The organism is Kosakonia sp. H02 (assembly GCA_030704225.1).
Classification (GTDB): domain Bacteria; phylum Pseudomonadota; class Gammaproteobacteria; order Enterobacterales; family Enterobacteriaceae; genus Kosakonia.
Genome location: CP131915.1, coordinates 3,368,299 through 3,389,244 on the forward strand (window position 1 = coordinate 3,368,299; position 20,946 = coordinate 3,389,244).

Consider the following 20,946-nt stretch of genomic DNA (forward strand, 5'->3'; position numbering starts at 1 on the left):
GTCACGAGAAAAACACAACTTTACATTCTGTCGCATTACGCTTACGCCACTGTTGAGTTGTTAAAAAAACAGGCACAATTTCTTGTGCCTGTGGAGGTTATTTTGCGGGAGCGGGCTGTTCCGCTGGCCTTTCTTTTTCAAGATGCGCCAGGTCAATGGCAATATGCACTGTTTCATCAAGATACGGATCGGGTTCCTGATAATCCTTTGGCAAATCATCCAGTTTCTTCAGCAACGGCTTGCCTTCACGTTTGAAGCGGTCATTGAGGCGCGAGAGACGAATAGCGTCATCTTCTGCGTTCTCTTTCTCACGCTGCGCGAGGTTCAGCGATACCATGTCACGCTTATCTTTCAAGGCCTTAAAGCGCTCGATATCTTTCATGATGTACTGAAATTCCGGATCTTTAGCGATTCGCTCATCATGGTTTTTCAGCAGCTCGGCACCAAACGGTTTCAAATCGCCGGAACGCACGAAGGTAGCAGCATTGATGCTATCCCACGGCAGTGCGTTATCTTCGAATTTTTCCCCGGTCTCCGTTACCTGCGTGCCGGTTGGCATGATGATATCCGGCGTCACACCTTTACGCTGCGTACTGCCGCCGTTAACGCGATAGAACTTCTGGATGGTGTATTGCACTGAACCCAGTGCTGGCCATTCAGGACGCAGCATCTGATCGTAGATACGGTTAAGCGAACGGTACTGTTGCACGGTGCCTTTACCAAAGGTCGGCTCACCCACAATCAGCGCACGGCCATAGTCCTGCATCGCGGCAGCAAAGATTTCCGACGCCGAAGCGCTAAAGCGATCAACCAGCACCACCAGCGGGCCTTTGTAATAGACCACCCCATCGGTATCGCTGTCTTCGCGCACTTTGCCATTATTATCGCGCACCTGAACCACCGGGCCAGACGGGATAAACAAGCCGGAAAGCGAAACCGCTTCGGTCAGCGCCCCGCCGCCGTTAGCGCGCAGGTCGATAATCACGCTGCTGACATTCTGTTTTTCCAGCTTCTGCAACTGAACTTTGACATCGTCAGTCAGCCCAACATAGAAGCCAGGAATATCCAGTACGCCCACTTTTTCTTTGCCGACACTCTTCACGGACATTTTGACCGCACGGTCTTCGAGACGAATACGTTCGCGAGTCAGCGTGACAATACGCGTTTTCGTGCCCTTGCCTGCCGGCAGGATTTCGAGGCGTACTTTACTGCCTTTCGGCCCTTTAATCAGTGCCACCACGTCATCAAGACGCCAGCCAATCACGTCGACCATATTTTGCCCGGTCTGACCGACGCCCACGATACGATCGCCAACGCTAATCGCTTTGCTTTTCGCCGCCGGACCGCCCGCCACCATAGAGTTGATCACGGTATAGTCATCATCCCCTTGCAGCACCGCGCCAATCCCTTCGAGCGAAAGGCTCATCTCGGTATTGAATTGTTCGGTATTGCGCGGCGAAAGGTAATTGGTGTGCGGGTCGATTTCACGCGCGAACGCGGTCATCGCCAGAGAAAAGACATCTTCGCTATTGGTCTGCGCCAGGCGACGAATCGCAAATTTATAACGTCGGGAGAGCGTTTCGCGGATCTCTTTCTCATCTTTTCCGGTGAGTTTCAGGCTCAGCTCGTCATATTTAACTTTGCTATCCCACAGCGCGTTTAGCTCGGCGTCGTCTTTCGGCCAGGGCGCTTTACTGCGATCCAGGTTAAAGGTGTCGTTACCGGAAAAATCCATCGGGCGTTCCAGCACTTTCAGTGCGTACTGGTACCGCTCGAAGCGACGCTGCTGGGCTTTGTTATATAGGTCGTAGAACACGTCCAGTTTGCCGCTGCGCAACTCATCGCCAATCAGGCTTTTCTTTTGGGAAAACTGCTCGACATCACTGGCCAGCAAGACGTTGTGACTGTAATCAAGCAGGTTAAGATAGCGGCTGAAAATCTTCGCCGAGAAGGCTTGATCTAAATCGAACTGACGGTAGTGAGAGCGGGTGAAGCGCGAAGTTACGCGTTCGCTTACCGTCGCGTGCTGAGTCTCTTCCTTCAAAACCGGAATTTGATCGGCACGGGTAATATCTTCCACAGCCATAACATGGCCTGTTACGAATAACAGGCCAGCCAACGCTGTGCGCTTAAACAAAGTGTTCATGCCAGGCCAGGCCTCCGTTTCAGAACAGTAAATGTTCTGCGCGTACAATCATCGACATACCCGAGCTAAGCTGTACGCGAACGCCATCTTTGGTGATTTCTAACACCGTCGCGCTCATCGCATTATTTCCCGCCTTCACTTTCAGGTTCTGACCCACGCTCAGTACAGATAAATCTGAAACTGGCGTATGGCGTTCTTCCTGCTGTGGTGCACGTTGCGGTTTTGCAGCCGGTTTGTCAGCGCGAGGCTTACGCTCAGCGCCCTCTTTACGGCGCGGAGCCGGGCGGGCTTTACGCTCGCGACGCGGCGCGTCTTCCTGACCAGCAGCAGCGGCAGCTTCTCGTTTTTTAGCTTGTTGTTCAGCACGTTGTGCCTGAACACGCGCTTTGGCTTCTTCCAACTGTTTACGCGCGTGCTCTACGTGTTGCTCATCCAGCACGCCACAGGCATTACCGTCGAGATCGACACGCGCCGCGCCAGCTTTGATACCGTACAGGTAGCGCCAGCTGGAAGTATAAAGGCGTAAAGCGGAACGAAGTTGGGTTTTGCTGAGATTCATCTCACCCTCAACACGCGCAACTAAATCCTGAAAAATACCGATTTTCAGGGGGCGTGCTTCGCCTTCAGCACTGAAACAGTGAGGAAAACGTTCGGCTAAAAAAGCGATAACTTCTTTACTGCTATTCAACTTAGGTTGATTTTCCATGAAATTTCCTGATTACAACGGACGTTGCCAACAAGCGCAGGCATGAACAGGCGTCATTATAATGACGCTATCCGTAAATGCTACGTTATCCGTTGATTATCCTGCGACGGAGGCAAAGATTTTTTTATAGTCGGTCGCCGTAAGGATATTTTCCAGATGCGAAACCAGTTTGCACAGACCCTGTTCATCCTCAGCGGTGAAGCGAGAAAATTCGACGCTATCGATATCCAGCACGCCGATAATCTGGTTATTCACCGTTACCGGCAGCACGATCTCAGAATTACTGGCCGCATCGCAGGCAATGTGCCCGTCGAATTGATGCACATCTTCCACGCGCTGAACGCGACGCTGCGCTACGGCACTGCCGCAAACGCCACGCCCAACCGGAATACGCACGCAGGCAATTTTGCCCTGGAATGGCCCCAACACTAGCGTGTCGCCTTCCAGCAAATAAAAACCTGCCCAGTTCACCCCATCCAGGCGCTCAAATAGCAGCGCACTGGTATTCGCCAGCGTTGCTAAAAAACTGGTTTCGCCTGCCATTAACGCCTGAAAGTCGCGATTCAAATCCGCGTAAAATTCTGCTTTGCTCATTATTTAACCATTTTGGTGTCTTACGGAGAAAACTGCTTAGCCTATTAAAATAAGCATTAAATGCGTTGATGCTCAAGATGTTCCATTCATGAGTTAAGATAGATTTATCTAAACCTTTTCTGATCCATGCAATGGCGCTAAAGATACAACAAATTTCGCTTACGAAAAAAATTGCGATTCATCGTGTTGGCGAAGCCTTGCCCCGCGCACATTATCAGCGCTGCCCGCAATGCGATACGCTTTTTACGTTACCGGTTATGAAATCGCACCAAAGTGCATTTTGCCCCTGTTGTGATGCCAAGATCCGCGACGGACGTGACTGGTCATTAACCCGCCTTGGCGCGATGGCCATCACCATGATCCTGCTGATGCCTTTCGCCTGGGGCGAACCGTTGTTGCATCTTTATTTACTCGGTGTGCGCATTGATGCCAACCTGCTGCAAGGCATCTGGCAAATGTCATCGCAGGGCTCACCGCTGACTGCTGCGATGGTGTTGTTCTGTACCGTTGGCGCGCCGCTGGTGCTGGTCAGCGCCATTGCGTATTTATGGCTTGGAAATATTCTTGGCATGAATCTGCGCCCGGTGTTGCTGATGCTGGAGAGGCTAAAAGAGTGGGTAATGCTGGATATCTATCTGGTCGGCATTGGCGTTGCCTCAATAAAAGTTCAGGATTATGCCTTCCTGCAACCGGGCGTCGGCCTTTTCGCCTTTGTGGTGCTGGTCATTTTAAGCGTTATGACGCTTATCCATCTCAACGTCGAGCAATTATGGGAGCGTTTTTATCCGCAGCGTCCCGCTCAACGACCCGACCCGCAGTTGCGCGCCTGTCTGGGCTGCCATTTTACTGGTTTCCCGGATGCCCGTGGACGCTGCCCGCGCTGCCATATTCCGCTCAGATATCGACGCAACCACAGCCTGCAAAAATGCTGGGCGGCACTGATCGCCTCGTTGATATTTTTATTCCCCGCGAATTTACTGCCGATCTCGGTGGTTTATGTTAACGGCGCGCGCCAGGAAGACACGATTATGTCCGGCATCATTTCACTGGCGAACAGTAATATCGCCGTGGCGGGCGTGGTGTTTATCGCCAGTATTCTGGTGCCGTTTACCAAGGTCATCGTGCTGTTAACCTTACTTACCAGTATCCATTTTAAATTTGAACATGGACTGCGCACCCGCATACTTCTTTTGCGCTTAGTGACCTGGATCGGGCGCTGGTCGATGCTCGATCTGTTTGTCATCTCACTGACGATGGCGCTGATTAATCGCGACCAACTCCTCGCTTTTACAATGGGACCCGCTGCGTTTTATTTCGGCGCAGCGGTAATTTTGACTATTCTTGCTGTGGAATGGCTGGACAGCCGCTTACTTTGGGATGCACATGAGTCAGGAAACCCCCGCTTCAACGACTGAAGCGCGTATTAAATCAAAACGTCGCATTTCGCCATTCTGGCTATTGCCGGTTATCGCGCTGCTTATCGCGGGCTGGCTTGTCTGGAGTAGCTATGAAGATCGCGCTAATACCATCACTATCGATTTTATGTCCGCCGACGGCATTGTCGCCGGGCGAACTCCCGTGCGTTATCAGGGGGTCGAAGTCGGTACGGTGCAGGATATTCGCCTGAGCGATGATTTGAGGAAAATCCAGGTACGCGCCAGTATCAAAGCCGACATGAAAGATGCGCTGCGCAGTGAAACCCAGTTCTGGCTGGTCACGCCCAAAGCGTCGCTGGCGGGCGTTTCCGGCCTTGATGCTCTGGTGGGCGGCAACTATATCGGCATGATGCCGGGCAAAGGCGACCCGCAGGATCACTTCACCGCGCTTGATACCCAGCCGAAGTACCGGCTCAACAATGGCGATCTAATGATTCATCTGCACGCGCCGGATTTGGGTTCACTCAACAGCGGTTCGCTGGTCTATTTCCGCAAAATCCCGGTTGGACGTGTTTACGACTACGCGATCAATAACAACAAACAGGGCGTCACCATTGATGTACTCATCGAACGCCGCTTCACCAACCTGGTGAAAAAAGGTAGCCGGTTCTGGAACGTTTCCGGCGTGAAAGCCGATGTCGGGTTGAGCGGCGCGAAAGTGGAGCTGGAAAGCCTGGCTGCGCTGGTCAATGGCGCGATCGCTTTTGATTCGCCAGACGATTCGCAACCTGCGGCGCCAGATGATGAGTTCGGTTTGTATGAAGACCTGGCACACAGCCAGCGCGGCGTGATAATCAAGCTCGATTTACCCGGCGGCCAGGGGCTGAAAGCAGGCTCAACGCCGCTGATGTACCAGGGACTAGAAGTGGGTGAACTGACCAAAATTAACCTCAATCCTGGCGGCACGGTGACCGGCGAGATGACGGTCGATCCGAGCGTGGTTAACCTGCTGCGCGACAATACCCGTATTGAGATGCGCAATCCGAAAATCTCATTGAGCAATGCTAACGTCAGCTCCCTGCTGACAGGCAGCACGCTGGAATTACTCCCCGGCGAAGGGGAGCCGCGCGATCAATTTGTAGTGCTGCCTGCGGATAAAAACCTGTTGCAGGAACCGGGTGTTATCACCCTGACGCTCACCGCGCCGGAAAGTTACGGTATCGATGCCGGGCAACCTTTGGTGCTCCACGGTGTGCAGGTGGGCCAGGTGCTGGAGCGCAATCTCACCAACAAAGGCGTCTCTTTTGCCATCGCCATCGATCCGCAATACCGCGATCTGGTGCACGGCGACAGCAAGTTTGTGGTCAACAGCCGTGTGGACGTCAAAGTGGGTCTGGACGGTGTAGAGTTCCTTGCCGCCAGCGCAAATGAGTGGCTCAGCGGCGGGATCCGCATTCTCCCCGGCACCAAAGGCGCGATGAAAACGAGCTATCCGTTGTTCGCCAACCTGGATAAAGCGCTGGAAAACAGCCTGAGCGATCTGCCCACCACCACCCTGACGCTCACCGCCGATACCCTGCCGGATGTGCAGGCCGGTTCCGTGGTGCTGTACCGCAAATTCGAAGTCGGTGAAGTGATCACCGTGCGTCCGCGCGCTAACGCATTTGATATCGATCTGCATATCAAACCGGAATACCGCAACTTGCTTACCGATGACAGCGTGTTCTGGGCGGAAGGCGGCGCGAAAGTGCAGCTTAACGGCAGCGGCCTCACCGTGCAGGCTTCGCCACTTTCCCGCGCCATTAAAGGTGCCATCAGTTTTGATAACCTCAGCGGTGCCAGCGCGCGCCTGCGTAAAGGCGATAAGCGCGAACTGTACGCCTCCGAGACCGCAGCGCGCGCCGTGGGTGGCCAGATAACGCTACATGCCTTTGACGCCGGCAAGCTGGCAGAAGGGATGCCGATTCGTTATCTCGGGATTGATATCGGCCAGGTACAGACGCTGCGCCTGCTCACCGATAAAAATGAAGTGCAGGCCAGCGCAGTGCTCTACCCGGAATATGTGCGCACCTTTGCCCGTGGCGGTACGCGATTCTCGGTGATCACACCGCAAATTTCCGCGGCGGGTGTTGAGCACCTCGATACCATCCTGCAACCCTATATCAACGTGGAACCGGGTCATGGCGATGCGCGACGGGATTTTGAACTCACCGAAGCCACCATCACCGACTCGCGTTATCTCGACGGGCTGAATATTGTGGTTGAAGCCCCGGAAGTGGGATCGATGAATATCGGCACACCGGTGCTGTTCCGCGGTATCGAAGTAGGTACTGTCACCGGACTTGCGCTGGGTACGCTTTCCGATCGCGTGATGGTCGCCATGCGCATCAGTAAACGCTACCAGCATCTGGTGCGTAATAACTCGGTGTTCTGGCTGGCTTCCGGTTACACGCTGGACTTCGGTCTGACCGGCGGCGTGGTGAAAACCGGGACCTTTAACCAGTTCATTCGCGGCGGTATTGCGTTTGCCACGCCGCCGGAAACGCCGCTGGCACCCAAAGCGCAGCCGGGTAAACACTTCCTGCTGCTCGAAAGCGAACCAAAAGAGTGGCGTCAATGGGGCACCGCCCTGCCACGTTAACCCTCCAGCCTCCGGCGTGCCTGCGCCGGAGCCTTTTATGCTACACTGCGCGCCTGTTTTACTCCTTGTGGTGCGCCCCGTGGCTCAAAACGCTGTTTACTTCCCTGACGAATTCCTGGCCCAGATGCGCCAGGCCATGCCTGAGCATCTCTCTTTTGATGATTTTATTGCGGCCTGCCAGCGCCCGCTGCGCCGCAGTATCCGTATCAATACGCTAAAAATCTCGGTCGCTGATTTTTTGACGCTGGTTGCGCCTTATGGCTGGCAATTAACGCCCGTGCCGTGGTGCGCAGAAGGGTTTTGGATCGAACGGGATGATGAAGAGAGCCTGCCGCTTGGCAGCACGGCGGAGCATCTGAGCGGGCTGTTTTATATTCAGGAAGCGAGTTCCATGCTGCCGGTTGCGGCGCTGTTTGCTGATGGCGAAATGCCGCAGCGGGTGATGGATGTTGCCGCTGCACCGGGGTCAAAAACCACGCAAATTGCCGCCCGCATGGGCAACCAGGGTGCAATCCTTGCCAATGAGTTTTCCGCCAGCCGCGTGAAAGTGCTGCACGCCAACATCAGCCGCAGCGGTATTCATAATGTTGCGCTGACACATTTTGACGGCCGCGTATTTGGCCCTGCCTTGCCTGAAATGTTCGACGCCATCTTGCTGGATGCGCCTTGCTCAGGCGAAGGAGTGGTGCGTAAAGATGCCGACGCATTGAAAAACTGGTCTGTTGCCAGCAATCAGGACATCGCCGCCACCCAGCGCGAACTTATCGACAGCGCCTTTCACGCCCTGCGTCCCGGCGGCGTGCTGGTTTACTCCACCTGCACGCTGAACCGTGATGAAAACGAGGCGATCTGCCACTGGCTACAGCAGCAATACCCGCATGCAGTCGAATTTTTGCCGCTGGGCGAATTGTTCGACGGAGCCGACCGCGCCCTCACCGCCGAAGGCTTTTTGCATGTTTTCCCGCAGATTTATGACTGTGAAGGCTTCTTTGTCGCCCGTTTGCGCAAAACCGCCGCTGTCGATCCGCTCCCTGCCCCGACCTATAAAGTCGGTAATTTCCCGTTTGCCCCGCTGAAACCGCGTGATGTTGCGCAGCTTGAAGCCGCCGCTGCACAAGTGGGGCTTCGTTGGGATGACTCCCTGCATCTGTGGCAGCGGGATAAAGAGATCTGGCTGTTTCCCGCAGCTATCGAAGCACTCATCGGAAAAGTCCGTTTTTCCCGTATCGGCATCCGCCTGGCGGAAACGCACAATAAAGGTTATCGCTGGCAGCATGAAGCGGTGATTGCGTTGGCGGGCCACGATAATCCTCTGGCTTTCGCCCTGACGTTGCCTGAAGCTGAAGAGTGGTATCGCGGCCGGGATATCTACCCACAGGCCCTGCCACCGCGGGATGACTTGATTGTGACATTCCAGGGGCAACCGCTGGGGCTGGCGAAAAAAATCGGTTCGCGGTTGAAAAACAGTTACCCGCGCGAGCTGGTGCGCGATGGTCGTCTCTTTGCCGGGAATGCGTGACGACGCGCAAAAAAAGCGCATTTTTTGACTGGCGACTTGCTCTGTGTTGTACCAGGCTGAAATGTGGGTGACCTTACTGGTCGTACCACATTTTAACGATCAACGGAGAGCATTATGACGAAAACCAGCGTGCGCATTGGCGCATTCGAAATCGACGATGCCGAGTTGCAGGGAGATAATCAGGGCGAACGAACGTTGCGTATTCCTTGCAGTTCTGACCCGGATTTATGTATGCAGCTTGATGCCTGGGACGCGGAAACCAGCATTCCTGCGATCCTGAACGGCGAGCACTCGGTGCTTTATCGCGAACATTATGATCAGCAGTCTGATACCTGGGTTATGCGCCTTGCCTGATCCAAAGGGAACCCGTCCATGAGACGGGTTATTTACCCGCCTGATTTCCCCTGCCCCTATTCATCCCCTACACTTATCATTACGTGGTACAGAACCGAGGATGGAATGTTCGCTCTGGTCTTATTTGTTTGCTACCTGGACGGTGGTTGTGACGATATCGTCGTTGATGTCTTTAATACTGAGCAACAGTGCATGGCTGCTATGGACGATGAGAGACTGCGTCACGGCGGTTGTTTTCCTGTAGAAGATTTTATTGATGGCTTCTGGCACCCGGCCAGGGAATTCAGCGATTTTTGATCACTGCACCTGCACCAGTGTCAATTCACCGCCAAATACCGCCCCGGTGTCGATGTAGTGCTGGTTTTGGGCATCGAAACGCTGTTTTAGCGGCGTATGGCCGAACCAGAAATGGTCTGCACCGGCAATTTTCTCACCCTTACCGCACAACAACTGGTTTAACCGGTCGCGCCGCCAGAGGACCGACTCGCTGTCGACCTCTTTTTCCCATTGATATTCTGTTGCCGGGTAATCCGCATGGGCAATGACGTTCACCACGCCGTTTGAACGTAGCTCAAGGATATAAGGCAACTGTGCGCAGCGATGTAATGCTTCAAGCGCCTGCTCTTGCTGTGCCTTTGGTAACGCACTAAACCAGCTGCCGCCGTTAAGTTGCCACATCGCCATTTCGCCGTAACGGAGTGCATCAATCGCCATCTGTTCATGATTACCGCGCACGGTTTTAAACCACGGTTTGGTCAGTAGCGCCAGACATTGCAAGCTTTCCGGGCCGCGATCGATCAAATCGCCGACGCAAATCAGCAAGTCCTGGTACGGATCAAAATGACGGTCGCGCAGCGCCTCTAATAAGCGCTGGTGGCAGCCATGCAGGTCGCCCACAATCCAGATATGCCGCCAGTCCGAGCCTTCGATTCGTTGATACATATTCTGCGCCCTCCCAATTTTCAGTATAGAAAATGCTCGACGACCACTATGCGGGTTGTGTTATGGTTTATGCCGAAGAGGCGGATGCGACAGGCATTCTGTTTCTTGCCCGAAATGATTTCTGGTAACAGAAGAAAAAAAGACCGAATACGATTCCTGTATTCGGTCCAGGGAAATGGCTCTTGGGAGAGAGCCGTGCGCTAAAAGTTGGCATTAATGCAGGCTAAGTCGCCTTGCACTTTAAGAATAGATGACGACACCAGCTTTTCCAGTCTGCTGCAAAAGTGGTCAGAAAAATCCGGTTTTCGTCACGCTTAAAAATGTTAAAACCGCAAGCCCTGTTGCGTCAGGCTTGCGGTTTTTTTATGTTGAATCAGCGCCTTGCGGGCGAAATTTAGCACAACGTTCTGGCGCGCTCGATAAACGGCGCGAGACTCATTTTTTCACCGGGGCGGGAAGGATCATCAATCTGGATCACGCTAATCGGCTGGCCGCTGCTTTTGCCGCTGGCAACCTGTTTCTCGGCGATATCGTTAAGCGGGTATTGCACCAGGGTACTGGGGTTGATGGCAAACAGCGCATTACCGGGGCGGCAGGTTAACATCACCTCTTCGCGATTAAACGCCCATTTCTCTTTGCCCATCTCAAAACGGCTAACGGTAATCACCTGCGGTGCCGCCAGCGCCGCTCCCGAACATGTCAGCATTAACAGTACTAATAAACTTTTCTTCATTCTTTCCGCCAGATTAATCAAAAAGGTTCCCAGGTAGCAAACAGACTCACAACCGCCAGCACCAGCGCGCCCAACCCCCATTCAGCCCAGGTCAGCGTGATAAAGCGTTGCCGCGCGGTATCATTTTTCAGGCTCAAACGTGGCACCAGAACATACCGATTCACAAGGGCAATTGCCACCATCAGCGCCACAAGCGCACATTTGAGCAACAACATACGCCCCCAACTGCTCTGCCACGGCCAGCCCAGCCCCTGAATCAGCAACATGTTGACGATACCGGTGACAATCACTCCGGCAACGGCCAGGTGACCATAACGTGAGAAACGCATCATTGCGGCGATGGCTGAGGTTTGCCACCGCCCGCGCGCCAGATGCATACAGAACAATACTGGCAATAATCCGCCCAACCACATCGCCGCACATAACAAATGCAGGGCGTGATTGCCGCGCTGCAACACGCCCATCACCCCGTAACGCATCGCGGCATGGCCGAGACCCGCCGCCAGCAAAAACTGGATAACCACCAGCAGCACCAGCCGTTTTTGCTGTAACGGTTGTAGCAGCGCAGCGATAAGCGTCAGACAAGCCAGAATGATTTGCCATGCCAGTAGCGTACCGGTTTGCGTTCCGACCACCGCCATCCACACCATCGGTTGCCATACATCCGGCCAGCCGCCTGCCATCATGCCGCCTTGCACGGCATACATCAGCGCCGCGCTGGCTGCCACCAGCCATAAACAGACCCGCAGCAAAGGACGAAAACGTTGTGCTACTACGCGGCGTAATTCATGCGGGGCAAGCCATGCACTAAATAGTGCGCAGCCAAAAATAAGCATCAGGGCGGCGAAGTGAATAAACCGCAGCCCAACCAACGCCGCCGACAGCATCGTTACTTCACAGAAAACGTATACTGGCCACGGGTTTTGTGACCGTCAACGGAAACAACATGCCAGCTAACGGTATATTTCCCCGACGTTAGCGGCTGCTCCAGCGGAACAATCATCTGACGGTTATCTTTCTCGTTGCGCTTCACTACCCCGGTCTTGATAATTTGCTTTCGCGCGTCGGTCACCTGAATGCCGCTGAACGCCGGCTCAATCCCTTCTGAGAAATTCAGGGTTAACGCTTGAGGCGCGGCATCGACATTCGCATCGGCTGCCGGATACTGGCCCTTAAGATGAGCATGCGCCAGCGCAGCGGGTGTGATAAACAGGCTGGCGACAAGCGCCATTGCCCGCCAGTGGCGATAAGACGTGATAAACATGCAATTATTCCTTTTTGTTATACATATGATACAGAGCATAAACCTGTACAATAGTCGAGTCGAGCCTCACTGCCGGCACACTTGTCTTTCGGCGACAGCCTTAGTAACTTTTGCCGCCTGAACTCAGGAGAAAATCATGATTACCAATCTTGCGCAGCTCGAACAAGAAGAGATGGATAAGATCAATGTCGATCTTGCCGCCGCCGGGGTCGCTTTCAAAGAGCGCTATAACATGCCGGTTATCGCCGAAGCCGTTGAGCGCGAGCAACCGGCGCATCTGCGTAGCTGGTTTCGCGAACGCCTGATTGCCCATCGTCTGGCTTCCGTATCGCTCTCTCGCCTGCCGTATGAGCCTAAAGCGAAATAAGGACGCTGCCATGTTACGTGTTATTGATACTGAAACCTGCGATCTGCAAGGCGGCGTGGTTGAAATCGCCTCGGTCGATGTGGTTGACGGCAAAATCGTTAACCCGCAGAGCCACCTGGTGCGCCCGGACAAACCCATCAGCCCGCAGGCGATGGCAATACACCGCATTACGGAAGCGATGGTGGCCGATCAGCCATGGATCGAAGAGATTGTGCCGCACTATTACGGCAGCGAATGGTATGTGGCGCACAACGCCAGTTTTGACCGCCGTGTGCTGCCAGAAATGCCAGGAGAGTGGATCTGCACGATGAAGCTGGCCCGCCGCCTGTGGCCGGGGATCAAATACAGCAATATGGCGCTGTATCAGACCCGCAAGCTCAGCGTGCAAACCCCGCCGGGTCTGCATCACCACCGTGCGCTGTACGATTGTTACATCACCGCCGCCCTGCTGATAGACATTATGCAGGTGTCAGGCTGGACACCAGAACAAATGGTGACCGTCACTGGTCGCCCGGCGCTGTTAACCACATTCACCTTTGGCAAATATCGCGGTACACCGGTATCTGAAGTTGCCGATCGCGATCCGGGCTACCTGCGCTGGCTGTTTAAGAACCTCGACAACATGAGCCCGGAGTTACGTCTGACGCTGAAACACTACCTGGGCGAGGGTTAATTACCCCTTCCCCGGCAGCGTTCCCTGTGCAAGGGCTATCAGAAACGCATATTCCAGCGCCACGCCTTCGTACGATTTAAAGCGCCCGGACTTGCCTCCGTGCCCGGAATCCATATCCGTACAGAGCAGCAGCAGGTTATCGTCGATTTTATACTCGCGCAGCTTTGCAACCCATTTTGCGGGTTCCCAGTATTGCACCTGCGAGTCATGCAGCCCGGTGGTCACCAGCATATGCGGGTAAGGATGCGCATCGATATTGTCGTACGGGCTGTAGCTTTTCATGTAGTGATAATAGGTTTCGTCTTGCGGATTGCCCCACTCCTCAAATTCACCGGTCGTTAGCGGGATGGATTCGTCGAGCATGGTGGTCAGCACATCAACAAACGGGACTTGCGCAATCACACCGTGGAACAGCGATGGGCGTGCGTTAATCACCGCCCCCATCAACATGCCGCCCGCACTGCCTCCCATGGCATAGCAGAACAGCGGCGATCCGTACCCCTGCGCCAGCAGGCTATCAGTGACATCAATAAAGTCATTGAAGGTATTTTTCTTGTTAAGGAATTTACCGTCTTCATACCACGCATGACCCAGCTCGCCACCGCCGCGAATATGCGCTATCGCGCAGACGAAACCCCGGTCGAGCAAGCTTAACCGGCTGCTGCTGAAATCCGCATCCATACTGGCACCGTAGGAGCCATAGCCGTAAACCAACAGCGGGTTTTCTCCCGGGCGGAAATGTTTTTGGTTGTAAACCAGCGATACCGGCACTTCGACGCCGTCCCGCGCGCGGATCCAGACGTGCTCGCTGCGATAGTCGCTGGCGTCAAAACCTGCTACTTCAATTTGCTTCAATACCCGCCGTTCGCCGGTATCCATATCCATCTCGAATAACGTATCCGGGGTGGTCATTGAGGAATACCCATAGCGCAGGCGCGAGGTTTCCGGTTCCGGGTTATAAGCAAGCCATGTGACATAAGCCGGATCGTCAAATGCAATCCCGACCACTTCGCGGGTTTTACGGTTGATTTGCCGCAAGCTGGTCAGCCCGCGTTGCCGCTCTTCCACCACCAGCCAGTCGGTAAAAAGTGTAAAACCCTCAAGCATTATCTGGTCGCGCGCCGGGATCAGCACTTCCCAGCGCCGCTCATCGCGCACTTTGGTGCGATACAAGCCGAAGTTTTTACCGTCACGGTTGGAGCGCAGATAAAACGTGTGCTGGTAATGATCGAGGCTATATTCATGATCTTTACGCCGCGGCAAAAAACAGAGCGGCTGCGCATCCGGCAGTTCCGCATCCAGCAGCAACACTTCGCTGGTGGTGGCACTCGCAAGATGGACAGTGATGTAGTGTTGAGAGGTCGTTTTGCTTAGCCCGACATAAAAGGTCTCGTCCTTCTCTTCATAGACCAGTTCGTCCTGCTGCGAAGGCGTACCAATGGTATGACGCCACACCTGATAAGGCAGCAGCGTGGTCGCGTGTTTGCGCACATAGTAGAGGGTTTCAGAATCATTCACCCAGACGAACTCCGGTGAGACGTTATCCAGCACTTCCGGATACCAGTTACCGGTCTCCAGGTTGCGAAAACGCAGGCCATACTGGCGACGTGAGAGAAAGTCTTCGGCAATCGCCATAATCGTGTTGTCAGGTGAGACCTCAAGGCCGCCCAAGGTATAAAACTCGCTGTGCGCCGCACGCTGGTTGGAATCCAGCAATACCGACCATTCATCCCACTCTGAGCTGAGAACCGACTGGCGCTGGTAAATAGCGTATTCATTGCCGGGTTCATAAATATGCCGGTAGCGATAGCCATTTTTGATGTAGGGAGCGGAGACTTCGCGTTGAGGAATACGGGAGATGATTTCCGCCAGGATGTCGTCCTGTAACGCTTGTTGGGACGCCATTACTTCGCGTCCATAGTCGTTTTCCTGATGGAGGTAATCAAGAACCTCCGGCTGCGAGCGCGTGTCGTCCCGCAGCCAATAATAATTGTCGATGCGTTTATCGCCATGCATCGTCATGGCATGAGGTATTTGTTTTGCTTTCGGCAACATAGCTCTAATCTTTTCTCGTTTTACATACCTATAAGGGTGGCAAAACAAACGCGTGTTGCAAGCGAAACGTCATCCGGTTCAGGGCGTAAGAGCCAATTTTTGTTGTTTGAGATCCTGCTCGATACCGTTGCGTACGTCCTGCGGGATATTCAGCGCATCGCCCAACGCATTCAGATAGCTGCGCTCCATAAAATGGTCGATGTCGATAACGGCACAGCTCAGAAAATAGAGCTCCAGCGCCTCTTCTTCGTTTTGCACCCCTTTTGCCAGGCGGGCCGGATCCAACGGTTGCTCAATGGCTTTAGCCACCAGTTCGCGCCCTTGCGCTTCAATGCCCGCTTCGCGCAACTGCTCTTCAATTGCGGCCCGCTCTTTGTCATCGATATGACCATCACTTTTGGCGGCAAACACCAGCGCCAGGATCAAACGTTCAGTGCGAACATCAAGCGGTGATTGCTGCTGACCAAATTGTGGCTCGCCCTGATGCGCCTCGCGGATGCGATCTTTGTATTTATTCCACAGCACCGTTCCGGCGATCGCACCGCCGCCAGCGAGCAATGCGCCGGTACCGTATTTAGCCAACAGTTTGCGTGATGATTTATTGGCAACCAGCAACCCGGCAAGACCGCCCAGAGCACCCGGTACCAATAGATTATTAAGCCCCTGCCCACCGGATGATGAGGCCGACGTAGCGATGCTTTTCTGGCCAAGCAGCGACTGTAATTGATTCAACCAACTCATGATTTCCCCTCGCTTATCGTGGTACGTCTGCCCAGAGTAAGCGAGAGGGATGTCAGGAAATGTCTGGATCTGGAAAGAATGGGAAAAATTGTGTCACTGCGACTGTGGTTTGTATTCTGCGGTTCCCGCTTTGCAGTCGACCATGACGCGATAATGGATATCGGCGTTTTTACCGCGCACCGTCAGCGGCACCGTCCATTTATCATTCTTGCCAGTGATATCTTTAGGGCTAATCCACGCCACCGGATCGGCCTGGCCTAACGTTTTCTGATCGTCAGCCCAACGAACAATGCGATTTTGCAAATAGTCGCGCTTGACGCTGGCGCTGATACCTTCAGCGTCAAGCCCTTCACAGGAAGGAAACTTCACGACTTTCTCCGTTGCGGCCTGTGTCGCCATGCTGCCTGCCAGCAAAAGCAGACCCGTTAAAACCCCTGCTATTTTCATGCTTATCTCCTGGTACGAACCCATTCAAAGCATGGTACAAATTGCTGGCGGCGCAAGATCAGGCGACTTTCGCGCGCTTCGATGCACTTTTGATATCTACCGCATCGGACGGCTCAGCAGGCTCGACGTCTGCATTATCGCTTTCCGCACCGGGCAATTTGCCCGATTTCAGGATGCCGTTAAGCGCCTCTTTTTGCTCTGCGAGCCACAGCGCCATGCGTTCACGGGTTTCATCTTCCAGCGTTACAGGGCCGGAACCCAACCAGTCGCCCAGCACTTCAGCCAGGTCGAGCATTTTATCGTAAGCATCAGCTTCCTTTTTGCTGGCAAAAGACATTTTTTCCTCACCTTCGCGAATGACTACGTATTTAACTTCTACCGCCATGATGCAGCCTCGTTTTACTGTGTATTTATACAGCATAGTAGCGCGATGAAAAAACCACCGCAAGTGAAAAAGACAGACGCAAACGTTTTCGTTATACTGCGCCCAGTTTTTTCCCAATGGTACGATGCTATGACTCTTTTAGGAACCGCGCTGCGCCCCGCAGCCACGCGTGTAATGTTATTAGGCTCCGGTGAACTGGGTAAAGAAGTGGCGATTGAATGCCAGCGTCTGGGTATTGAAGTGATTGCCGTTGATCGTTATGCCGATGCCCCGGCGATGCACGTGGCGCACCGTTCGCATGTCATTAATATGCTCGATGGCAACGCGTTAACCGCGCTGGTCGAAAAGGAAAAACCGCATTTTATCGTGCCGGAAATCGAAGCGATCACCACCGATACGCTAATTGAACTGGAAGCTCAGGGTCACAATGTCGTGCCCTGTGCACGTGCGACCAAACTGACGATGAATCGCGAAGGTATTCGCCGCCTGGCAGCCGAAGAGTTGCAACTGCCGACCTCCAGCTATCGTTTTGCAGATAGCGAAAGTGCCTTTCGCGAAGCGGTGGCCGAAATTGGTCTGCCGTGCATAGTCAAACCGGTCATGAGTTCTTCCGGTAAAGGCCAGAGCTTTATTAAAAGTACCGAACAACTGGCGAAAGCCTGGGAATATGCCCAGCTTGGCGGGCGCGCCGGAGCCGGGCGAGTTATCGTTGAAAGCGTGGTCAATTTTGATTTTGAGATAACCTTGCTAACCATCAGCGCCGTCGATGGTGTCCATTTCTGTGCGCCGGTAGGTCACCGCCAGGAAGATGGCGATTATCGTGAATCCTGGCAGCCACAGCAGATGTCAGCCGTGGCGCTTGAACGCGCCGAAGAGATTGCCCGCAAAGTGGTGCTGGCGCTGGGCGGGCATGGTCTGTTCGGCGTCGAACTGTTTGTCTGCGGCGACGAGGTCATTTTCAGTGAAGTCTCCCCGCGTCCGCATGATACGGGCATGGTCACATTAATCTCGCAGGATCTCTCCGAGTTTGCCCTGCATGTTCGCGCGTTTCTTGGTTTACCGATTGGCGCGATTCGCCAGTACGGCCCATCCGCCTCGGCGGTGATCCTGCCGCGTCTGAGTAGCCAGAATGTCACCTTTGATAATGTAGAGCATGCCGTAGGCGCGGGCGTACAGTTGCGTCTGTTTAGCAAACCGGACATCGACGGAACCCGGCGCATGGGTGTTGCGCTTGCCGCAGCAGAGAGTATCGAAGGTGCCGTTGAACGCGCGGTCGCTGCGGCTGCGGCAGTGAAAGTTAGCGGATAAAAAAAGCCCGGAAGCGTAACGCTGACCGGGCTTCATATCAGGCGGGTTGCGTACCCGCCTGCAATTTATTGTTTCGCGCCTTCAACCGCTTCGCGTGCGAGTTTAGTGATGCGATCGTAATCCCCTGCTTCCAGCGCGTCGGCCGGTACCAGCCAGGAGCCGCCGATGCACAGCACGCTTTTCAGCGCCAGGTAATCACGGTAGTTAGCCGGAGAGATACCGCCAGTCGGGCAGAAACGCACCTGTGAGAACGGCCCCGCAATTGCCTGCAACGCTTTGGTGCCGCCATTCGCTTCCGCCGGGAAGAATTTGAACTCTTTCAGACCGTAGTCCATGCCCAGCATCAGTTCAGAAACGGTGCTGATGCCCGGGATCAGTGGAATGGTGCCTTCGGTCGCTGCTTTCAGCAGTGGCTCGGTCAGGCCCGGGCTAATGGCGAACTGCGCGCCAGCAGCGGTCACTTCCGCCAGTTGCTGCGGGTTCAGTACCGTACCCGCACCGATGATGGCATCCGGCACTTCTTTGGCGATAGCGCGGATAGCATCAATGGCACACGCCGTACGCAGAGTCACTTCCAGAACGCGAACACCACCAGCAACCAGCGCTTTCGCCATCGGTACGGCGTGCTCTAGTTTGTTCACTACGATAACCGGCACTACCGGACCCGTTTTCAGGATTGCTTCTGCACTCGTTTTCCAGTTTTTCATCAGTGTTTTTCTCTCGCCAGAACTAAATCTTATCGTCTTAAAAAGTGATACAGGTTGCGCCCTGCTCCGCGCCGGAGAGTTTTTCCCGCAGCGCGCCGAACATTTCGCGCCCTGTGCCCACGCGCATCGCGCTAAGGTCAGGAATATGTGGCTGACGTGCGGCAAGTTCGTTGTCATCAACCAGCAGGGTTAATTCGCCTGTCTGCCCGTTAACCCGGATAATATCGCCATCACGCACTTTCGCCAGCAACCCACCATCGTAAGCCTCTGGTGTAACGTGGATTGCCGACGGCACTTTACCTGATGCCCCTGACAGCCGTCCATCGGTAACTAACGCAATTTTGAAACGGCGGTCCAATAATACACCAAGTGGCGGCATCAGTTTATGTAATTCTGGCATACCGTTGGCTTTTGGCCCTTGATGACGGACAACCACCACACAATCGCGGTCGAGCAGGCCTGCTTCAAAGGCCGGCAGAACATCATGCTGGCTTTCGAAAACCACCGCAGGCGCTTCAATCACCTGGTTTTCCACCGGCACGGCGGAGGTTTTCATCACTGCGCGGCCCAGATTACCGCTCAGCACTTTGGTCCCGCCATGTTTGGAGAACGGTTTTTCGATGGTGGCAATAACGCTGTCATCAAGAGAAGCATTCGCGCCTTCACGCCAGTCCAGCTCGCCGTTGTTCAGCCACGGCTCATTGGTATAACGCTGAAGGCCAAAACCGGCCACGGTGTTGACATCTTCATGCAGCAGCCCGCCTTTCAGCAGTTCGCGCAGTAATACCGGCACACCACCCGCGGCCTGGAAGTGGTTAATATCCGCCGGGCCATTCGGGTAGAGGCGCGCCAGCAGCGGCACGACGTCAGAAAGCTCTGAGAAATCATCCCAGTTAATGATGATGCCTGCCGCGCGCGCCATCGCCACCAGGTGCATGGTGTGGTTGGTGGAGCCGCCCGTCGCCAGTAGCGAAACGATGCCGTTAACCACCACTTTTTCATCAATCATTTTACCCAGCGGCATCCATTCATTGCCGTTCCCGGTCAGGCGCGTGACCTGGCGGGCTGCGGCTTCGGTCAGCGCTTTACGCAGCGGCGCATCCGGGTGGATAAACGACGAGCCCGGCAATTGCATGCCCATAAACTCGATAACCATCTGGTTTGTGTTCGCCGTGCCGTAAAACGTGCAGGTGCCCGGCGCGTGGTAGGACGCGGCTTCTGATTCCAGCAGCGCCATTCTGTCCACTTTGCCTTCGGCATACAGCTGGCGAATGCGGACTTTTTCTTTGTTTGCCAGGCCGCTCGCCATCGGGCCTGACGGCACGAACAGCGCAGGTAAATGACCAAACGACAACGCTGCCATCGCTAACCCGGGGACGATTTTGTCGCACACGCCGAGGTATAACGCGCCATCAAACATATTATGCGAGAGCCCCACCGCCGCCGACATGGCAATCACTTCGCGGCTTAGCAGGGAAAGCTCCATGCCATCCTGGCCCTGAGTGACGCCGTCGCACATCGCCGGAACGCCGCCCGCAACCTGGCCAACCGCATTCACCGAGTGCAGGGCTTTGCGGATAATCTCCGGGTAAACTTCATAGGGTTGATGCGCAGAGAGCATGTCGTTGTAGGAGGTAATGATGGCAATGTTGTTGCGCAACATGCTTTTAAGCGAGGCTTTATCGTCGGGCTGGCAGGCAGCAAAACCGTGCGCCAGGTTACCACACGCCAGCGTCGAGCGGCGAACGGTATCGCTTTTCGCCTGTTCGATGCGCGCCAGGTAGGCTGAGCGGGTTTCGCGCGAACGTTCAATAATGCGATTTGTTACGCGTAACATCGTTGAGTTCATAGAGGCTCCTGAAATTTATCTGTTCGGGGAAGCCGCGTTAGCAGTGTTTTTCATTTTGCGTAACAAGTTGAAAACACCGGAGTGCCGCGCCCCAAAGGCAAAATCGCTTCAGCCAGTGTAATAAAAAAAGCCCCGCTGG

The 20,946-nt window shown here is 54.4% G+C and carries 21 protein-coding genes; 8 read left to right on the forward strand and 13 right to left on the reverse strand.

Annotation, left to right across the window (positions count from 1 at the left end; all coding sequences use genetic code 11):
• Positions 1-97: 97 nt before the first annotated feature.
• The 3 genes from prc to Q5705_15780 form a co-directional block, all read right to left on the reverse strand.
• Positions 98-2,146, reverse strand: a complete 2,049-nt coding sequence (gene prc, locus Q5705_15770; protein WLI76037.1) for a carboxy terminal-processing peptidase — start codon at positions 2,144-2,146, stop codon at positions 98-100.
• Positions 2,147-2,165: 19 nt separating this feature from the next.
• The gene (gene proQ / locus Q5705_15775; protein WLI76038.1) at positions 2,166-2,852 is read right to left on the reverse strand and encodes an RNA chaperone ProQ; all 687 of its coding nucleotides are present in this window, start codon (positions 2,850-2,852) and stop codon (positions 2,166-2,168) included.
• A 96-nt stretch (positions 2,853-2,948) separates the two neighbouring features.
• Positions 2,949-3,446, reverse strand: coding sequence for a GAF domain-containing protein (locus tag Q5705_15780; protein ID WLI76039.1), 498 nt, complete (start codon positions 3,444-3,446; stop codon positions 2,949-2,951).
• Between the two features lie 131 nt (positions 3,447-3,577).
• On the opposite strand from Q5705_15780, the gene yebS reads away from it, so the two are divergent.
• The 5 genes from yebS (at position 3,578) to Q5705_15805 (ending at position 9,633) form a co-directional block, all read left to right on the forward strand.
• Complete coding sequence (gene yebS, locus Q5705_15785; GenBank protein ID WLI76040.1) at positions 3,578-4,861, forward strand: membrane integrity lipid transport subunit YebS; 1,284 nt, start codon at positions 3,578-3,580, stop codon at positions 4,859-4,861.
• Entirely contained in the window at positions 4,830-7,463 is a 2,634-nt protein-coding gene (locus Q5705_15790) for an MlaD family protein (protein WLI76041.1), read from the forward strand. The genes yebS and Q5705_15790 overlap by 32 nt, the downstream gene beginning before the upstream one ends.
• Before the next feature lie 79 nt (positions 7,464-7,542).
• The gene (gene rsmF, locus Q5705_15795; GenBank protein ID WLI76042.1) at positions 7,543-8,982 is read left to right on the forward strand and encodes a 16S rRNA (cytosine(1407)-C(5))-methyltransferase RsmF; all 1,440 of its coding nucleotides are present in this window, start codon (positions 7,543-7,545) and stop codon (positions 8,980-8,982) included.
• A gap of 114 nt (positions 8,983-9,096) precedes the next feature.
• Entirely contained in the window at positions 9,097-9,336 is a 240-nt protein-coding gene (locus tag Q5705_15800; protein WLI76043.1) for a YebV family protein, read from the forward strand.
• A gap of 105 nt (positions 9,337-9,441) precedes the next feature.
• Positions 9,442-9,633 (forward strand): YebW family protein, encoded by a 192-nt coding sequence (locus tag Q5705_15805; GenBank protein ID WLI76044.1) that lies wholly within the window; start codon positions 9,442-9,444, stop codon positions 9,631-9,633.
• On the opposite strand, the gene pphA is transcribed toward Q5705_15805, so the two are convergent.
• From pphA to yobA, 4 genes are all read right to left on the reverse strand, one after another.
• Positions 9,634-10,278, reverse strand: coding sequence for a protein-serine/threonine phosphatase (gene pphA, locus Q5705_15810; protein ID WLI76045.1), 645 nt, complete (start codon positions 10,276-10,278; stop codon positions 9,634-9,636).
• Between the two features lie 394 nt (positions 10,279-10,672).
• The gene (locus Q5705_15815) at positions 10,673-11,011 is read right to left on the reverse strand and encodes a YebY family protein (protein ID WLI76046.1); all 339 of its coding nucleotides are present in this window, start codon (positions 11,009-11,011) and stop codon (positions 10,673-10,675) included.
• A 17-nt stretch (positions 11,012-11,028) separates the two neighbouring features.
• Entirely contained in the window at positions 11,029-11,898 is an 870-nt protein-coding gene (gene copD / locus Q5705_15820) for a copper homeostasis membrane protein CopD (GenBank protein ID WLI76047.1), read from the reverse strand.
• Positions 11,899-11,900: 2 nt separating this feature from the next.
• Positions 11,901-12,275: a CopC domain-containing protein YobA gene (gene yobA / locus Q5705_15825; GenBank protein WLI76048.1), complete on the reverse strand. Its 375-nt coding sequence runs from the start codon at positions 12,273-12,275 to the stop codon at positions 11,901-11,903.
• Between the two features lie 136 nt (positions 12,276-12,411).
• Between yobA and Q5705_15830 the strand changes: the two genes are divergently transcribed.
• Together Q5705_15830 and exoX are read left to right on the forward strand one after the other, a co-directional pair.
• Positions 12,412-12,642, forward strand: a complete 231-nt coding sequence (locus Q5705_15830; GenBank protein WLI76049.1) for a DNA polymerase III subunit theta — start codon at positions 12,412-12,414, stop codon at positions 12,640-12,642.
• A 10-nt stretch (positions 12,643-12,652) separates the two neighbouring features.
• Positions 12,653-13,315: an exodeoxyribonuclease X gene (gene exoX, locus Q5705_15835; protein WLI76050.1), complete on the forward strand. Its 663-nt coding sequence runs from the start codon at positions 12,653-12,655 to the stop codon at positions 13,313-13,315.
• Here the strand turns inward: exoX and ptrB are convergent, their stop codons facing one another.
• From ptrB to Q5705_15855, 4 genes are all read right to left on the reverse strand, one after another.
• Positions 13,316-15,370, reverse strand: a complete 2,055-nt coding sequence (ptrB, locus tag Q5705_15840) for an oligopeptidase B (protein ID WLI76051.1) — start codon at positions 15,368-15,370, stop codon at positions 13,316-13,318. It abuts the gene before it with no gap.
• A gap of 78 nt (positions 15,371-15,448) precedes the next feature.
• On the reverse strand, positions 15,449-16,114 hold the full coding sequence (locus Q5705_15845) for a tellurite resistance TerB family protein (protein WLI79042.1): 666 nt from the start codon (positions 16,112-16,114) through the stop codon (positions 15,449-15,451).
• A 90-nt stretch (positions 16,115-16,204) separates the two neighbouring features.
• Positions 16,205-16,558: a protein YebF gene (yebF, locus tag Q5705_15850; protein WLI76052.1), complete on the reverse strand. Its 354-nt coding sequence runs from the start codon at positions 16,556-16,558 to the stop codon at positions 16,205-16,207.
• Between the two features lie 58 nt (positions 16,559-16,616).
• Positions 16,617-16,943 (reverse strand): YebG family protein, encoded by a 327-nt coding sequence (locus Q5705_15855; GenBank protein ID WLI76053.1) that lies wholly within the window; start codon positions 16,941-16,943, stop codon positions 16,617-16,619.
• Positions 16,944-17,072: 129 nt separating this feature from the next.
• Here Q5705_15855 and purT point away from each other — a divergent pair, with 129 nt between their 5' ends.
• On the forward strand, positions 17,073-18,251 hold the full coding sequence (purT, locus tag Q5705_15860) for a formate-dependent phosphoribosylglycinamide formyltransferase (protein ID WLI76054.1): 1,179 nt from the start codon (positions 17,073-17,075) through the stop codon (positions 18,249-18,251).
• Positions 18,252-18,316: 65 nt separating this feature from the next.
• On the opposite strand, the gene kdgA is transcribed toward purT, so the two are convergent.
• Positions 18,317-18,958, reverse strand: coding sequence for a bifunctional 4-hydroxy-2-oxoglutarate aldolase/2-dehydro-3-deoxy-phosphogluconate aldolase (gene kdgA, locus Q5705_15865; GenBank protein ID WLI76055.1), 642 nt, complete (start codon positions 18,956-18,958; stop codon positions 18,317-18,319).
• Positions 18,959-18,995: 37 nt separating this feature from the next.
• Positions 18,996-20,807 carry a phosphogluconate dehydratase gene (edd, locus tag Q5705_15870; protein ID WLI76056.1) on the reverse strand — a complete coding sequence of 604 codons (1,812 nt, stop codon included), beginning with the start codon at positions 20,805-20,807 and terminating at the stop codon, positions 18,996-18,998.
• Positions 20,808-20,946 lie beyond the last annotated feature (139 nt).